This window comes from Syntrophorhabdus sp., assembly GCA_012719415.1.
GTDB lineage: Bacteria > Desulfobacterota > Syntrophorhabdia > Syntrophorhabdales > Syntrophorhabdaceae > Delta-02.
Map to the genome: position 1 here is coordinate 1 of JAAYAK010000205.1, position 1,652 is coordinate 1,652.

A 1,652-nucleotide genomic window follows, 5' to 3' on the forward strand; every position below is an offset into this window, starting at 1 on the left:
AAAAAAAATTGATACAGGCAGCCCGCTGTGCCCTTCCCTCCGTTCATCTGGTTATTGCTAAACTGGTCATTATCTTCTTCATTGGCCATTGGAATGTGGTCATTGGTCACTATCTCCTCCGGATTGGAGGATTTACCTGTCCCCGACAGATATAAATAATAAAGAACATCCATTACATAGAACTATCCTCCTGATATTTCGTAGTGCAATTAAACGCACTGTTATCGCACACAGTTTACTATTTATAGTTGTTCATGATCCAGCACGACCGGTTGACACATCGACCGATGCTCCATATCATTAACTTTATGACAGGCAACCCCCTTTCATCGCGCCCAGGGGATGGAGCAACACCCGCGCGTGTCGTCGGCATACTGCTCGTTATCCTCTCCGTCCTCGTGTCAGCGCCGTCACCGACAATAGCCATGGAAGTTGGTCCCATCCCCCAGACGGTTCAGGACAGGTTCCTCCCCGAGGGGGACAATATCGTTGTCAGACCCTGGATCGCGGGCCTCGAGGTACCCTGGTCGCTCGTTTTCCTTCCTGACGGCCGGGCACTGGTCAGCGAAAGGCCCGGCAGAATACGCCTTATCACGGCAGGCGCACTTGAGCCGCGCCCCTGGGCTACGATCGACGTCCGGAACGTCGGCGAAGGCGGCCTGATGGGTCTTGCCCTTCATCCGGCATTTCCGGAACAGCCTTACGTGTATGCCATGTATACGTACACACGGAAGGGCGAGACAATGAACAGGGTGGTCCGCCTGAAGGATGAAGGGAACATGGGGCGCCTCGACAGGGTCATCGTGGACGCGATACCGGGGGCGAGGAACCACAACGGTGGTCGGATCGCCTTCGGCCCCGACGGCATGCTTTATGTGGGAACGGGCGAGAAGTACGAAAGGAAACTGGCCCAGGACCTCAATTCCCTGAACGGGAAGATCCTCAGGGTCACCCCCGAGGGCGATGTGCCCCGCGACAATCCCTTCAATTCGCGGGTCTGGTCATGGGGACACCGCAATCCCCAGGGTCTTGCCTGGCACCCCGTCACGGGGGAGCTTTTCGCGTCCGAGCACGGACCCTCGGGAGAAGCCCTGATCTTCGGCAACGATGAGATCAACATCATCGTCAGGGGCGCCAATTACGGATGGCCCGAGGTTGCCGGAGCCCCATCCATCAGGCCGTACAGGGACCCTATCATCGTCTGGAAAAGGGCAACGCCGCCGGGAGGCATCACCTTCTGCCGGAAGGGACCTCTCTCCCACCTGGAGAACGACCTCTTCGTCGCGACCTTGAGGAGTAACGCCCTTATCCGCGTGAAGCTCAAGAGAGAGGGCGACCGCCATGCCGTCTCGGCCATCGAGCGGTGGTTCGTCCCGGGAGACGTGGAAGGACGTTACGGACGCATCCGCGACATCGTCCAGGGACCCGATGGCTATCTCTACTTCCTCACCAGCAACAGGGACGGGCGCGGCAGGCCGGCGGAAGGCGACGACAGGATCTACCGGATCATGCCCCGACAGGACATGTCTTACCAGGGCCGCTGACAATTTACTTGTAAGTCCAACAGTATCATATTATACTGTTCTCGCACATTGATGTGTCCCCCTCAACGGCCCCGAGGGCTTAAGCAAGCATACCGAACAAAGAAGTTC

The 1,652-nt window shown here is 57.4% G+C and carries 1 protein-coding gene; it reads left to right on the forward strand.

Going from position 1 to position 1,652, the window contains the following annotated elements; all coding sequences use genetic code 11:
• The first annotated feature begins 287 nt into the window (after positions 1-287).
• Complete coding sequence (locus tag GXX82_12110) at positions 288-1,544, forward strand: PQQ-dependent sugar dehydrogenase (protein ID NLT23782.1); 1,257 nt, start codon at positions 288-290, stop codon at positions 1,542-1,544.
• The last annotated feature ends 108 nt before the right edge of the window (positions 1,545-1,652 follow it).